We start from the raw sequence: 3,202 nt of genomic DNA, 5'->3' as shown, positions 1-3,202 counted from the left end.
CATGGGCAAGCTGCGTATCCGCTTCGAACGCCGCATCGATATCCACTTAGCGTTGCTCTCGCTCGCATGCTCCATCATCTGCTTACGCATGCTTCCTGGGTTTTGTTAGCCGCTCTAAATGCATCCTTCTCACGGCACTGGTCGCGCTTCTGGCCGGTTGCGGGATGACACGCAGCGCGACGATTTCCTTGTCGACCTTCGACGCGCCACGCGATGGGCTGCGTGCGCGTATCCGCTTGGTCACCGAGCGACCCGCACCTGTGCTTTTCCAAACCGCGCATGCGTCGGCGGAACGCTACGCGGCGCCGGCATTGCGCCAGGCTCGCGGCCCGGTCCGTTCGGCACCGGCGCTGGGCAGAAGATTGGGATGCCTGCCGTTGCCGTCAGCGGAGGACGCTACGTGACTGAAACGCAAGTCAAGGCAGGCGAGCCGATCACCCTGTCCCTGTCGGCAGGTGGTTGCACGGACAACCGCTGCGTGATGAACGCACCGCTGTGTACCGTAAGTCGCAGTTTTGTCCCTGAGACCGGCCAGGATTATGTCGCTACCATCCTGTTGCATGGGCAGGAGTGCGAGGTGGAAATGTTCCGCATCGTCACCCAGAAGGGACGAACACGCCTCATGGCCGAGCAGACGGTGGCGGCATCGCGTTGCCCGGTTTCAAACTGAACGCCCTGACTTTCCCGCACCATACTCCCCGGTATACATTCGCGATCAGGCCGCCGACGGTGGCCCTAGCAACCCCTGGGAGGGGCACCATGCGCAAGACCTTCAAAACCCTGCTGCTCGCCCTGCCGCTGGCGGCCGCTTCGCTGATGGCCCATGCGGCCGATTCGCCGGTGGGCCGCTGGACGACCATCGACGACGAGACCGGCAAGCCCAAATCGGTGGTGCAGATCGAGCAGGCCGCCAACGGCACGCTGAGCGGCAAGGTGGTCGAGATCCTGCAGTCCAACCATGGGCCTAACCCGACCTGTGACAAATGCGATGGCGCGCTCAAGGGCAAGCCGATCAAGGGCATGACCATCCTGTGGGGCCTCAAGCCCGACGGCACCGCGGTGTGGAGCGGCGGTTCGGTACTCGACCCGGCCAAGGGCAAGACCTACAAGTCCAAGATCACCCTCACCGACGGCGGCAAGAAGCTGCAGATGCGCGGCTACGTCGGCATCGAAGCGCTGGGCCGTACCCAGACGTGGGTGCTTGAGTAGCCAGGATTCGGGATTGGTGATTTGCAAAAGCGCGGGCGCCCTTCGGGGCGCCCTTTTTGCGCGCAGGCGCATTTTGGGGCTTGCGCTGCAAGCAGGATCAACGGTTGCCGCTGCTGCAGAGATGGCTAACGCCGCGCGACTCGACGGGCAGGCGGCTTGATCCTGCTTTGACGAATCCCCAATCCCAATCCCGGCTCACGACTAATGCAATAATCCCGTGCCCCCCGCATTACGCCTGCCATGACCCGCACCGCACTCGTCACCACTGCCCTGCCGTACGCCAACGGCCCACTGCATCTTGGCCACTTGGTCGGCTACATCCAGGCCGATATCTGGGTGCGCGCGCGCCGGTTGCGCGGCGACAAGACCTGGTTCGTCTGTGCTGACGACACCCATGGCACGCCGATCATGCTGGCTGCTGAGAAGGCCGAGGTGACCCCGGAAGCCTTCATCGCCAGCATCCAGGCCAACCACGAGCGCGATTTCGCCGCGTTCGGAGTGACCTTCGACCATTACGATTCGACCAATTCGCCGGTCAATCGCGAGCTCACCGAAGCCTTCTACAGCAAGCTTGAGGCCGCCGGCCATATCAGCCGTCGCTCGGTGGCGCAGTTCTACGACCCGGCCAAGGGCATGTTCCTGCCGGATCGCTACATCAAGGGCATCTGCCCCAACTGCGGCAGCCCCGACCAGTACGGCGACAACTGCGAAGTCTGCGGCGCCACCTATGCGCCAACCGAGCTGAAAGAGCCCAAGTCGGTGATTTCCGGCGCCACGCCGGAGCTGCGCGATTCGGAGCATTTCTTCTTCGAGGTGGGCTATTTCGACGGCTTCCTGCGGGAGTGGCTGGCCGGCGACGTGGCACTGCCCTGCGTCAAGGCCAAGCTTAAGGAATGGCTGGACACCGAGGGCGGCCTGCGCGCCTGGAACATCTCGCGCGATGCGCCGTATTTCGGCTTCCAGATTCCCAGCCAGCCGAGCAAGTATTTCTACGTGTGGCTGGATGCGCCGATCGGCTACCTGTGCAGCTTCAAGACGCTGTGCGCGCAGATGGGCGAAGACTTCGAAGCACATCTCGCCGCCGGTACGCAGACCGAGCTGCATCACTTCATCGGCAAGGACATCGTCAATTTCCACGGCCTGTTCTGGCCGGCGGTGCTGCACGGCACTGGTCATCGCGCGCCGACCCGGCTGCACGTCAACGGCTATCTGACCGTGGACGGCGCCAAGATGTCTAAGTCGCGCGGCACCTTCGTGATGGCGCGGACCTTCCTGGATGTCGGCCTGGAGCCGGAAGCGCTGCGTTATTACTTCGCGGCCAAGTCTTCCGGCGGCGTGGACGACCTGGACCTGAACCTGGGCGATTTCATCGCACGGGTCAATGCGGACCTGGTCGGCAAGTTCGTCAACCTGGCCAGCCGCTGCGCGGGCTTCATCGGCAAGTGCTTCGACGGCAAGCTGGCTGATGCGCTACCCGATGCCGCCCAGTACGACCGCTTCGTCGCTGCCCTGGCACCGATTCGCGAGGCCTACGAACGCAACGATGCGGCCAGCGCGATCCGCCAGACCATGGCGCTGGCCGACGAGGCCAACAAATACATCGATGACACCAAGCCGTGGGTGATCGCCAAGCAGGACGGCGCCGACGCGCAGCTGCAGTCGGTCTGCACGCAGGGCCTGAACCTGTTCCGCATCCTGGTCGCCGGCCTCAAGCCGATCCTGCCGCGCACTTGCGCCGAAGCCGAAGCCTTCCTGTCGGCGCCGATGACTAGCTGGGAAGACGTCGCCCGCCCGCTAACAGCGCACACGATCCAGCCCTACGCCGCCCTGTTTACCCGTATCGACCCCAAATTGATCTACGCCATGACCGACGCCTCCAAGGACACCCTCGCCGCACCTGCAGCACCGGCTACCAGCTCCAAGCCTGCACCGGCCAAGGCGGACGCAAAGCCTAGCGCCGTTGCGAATCCCGAATCCCCAATCTCCAATCCCG

The 3,202-nt window shown here is 63.9% G+C and carries 2 protein-coding genes and 2 pseudogenes; all 4 read left to right on the top strand.

Annotated features, from left to right (window positions below):
* Nucleotides 1-109: pseudogene (locus tag XAXN_RS22815) on the top strand (IS5/IS1182 family transposase); the annotation flags it as partial.
* Nucleotides 110-164: 55 nt separating this feature from the next.
* Nucleotides 165-670, top strand: a pseudogene (locus tag XAXN_RS19260) (hypothetical protein).
* Between the two features lie 89 nt (nucleotides 671-759).
* Complete coding sequence (locus tag XAXN_RS19255) at nucleotides 760-1,209, top strand: DUF2147 domain-containing protein (protein ID WP_054320714.1); 450 nt, start codon at nucleotides 760-762, stop codon at nucleotides 1,207-1,209.
* Between the two features lie 240 nt (nucleotides 1,210-1,449).
* The coding region (metG, locus tag XAXN_RS19250; RefSeq protein ID WP_054320713.1) for a methionine--tRNA ligase at nucleotides 1,450-3,202 on the top strand (1,753 nt) is incomplete at its 3' end.

Origin of the sequence: Xanthomonas axonopodis (assembly GCF_001304695.1) — a bacterium.
GTDB classification, from domain to species: domain Bacteria; phylum Pseudomonadota; class Gammaproteobacteria; order Xanthomonadales; family Xanthomonadaceae; genus Xanthomonas; species Xanthomonas axonopodis.
This window is presented reverse-complemented; position numbering and strand designations above follow the sequence as displayed.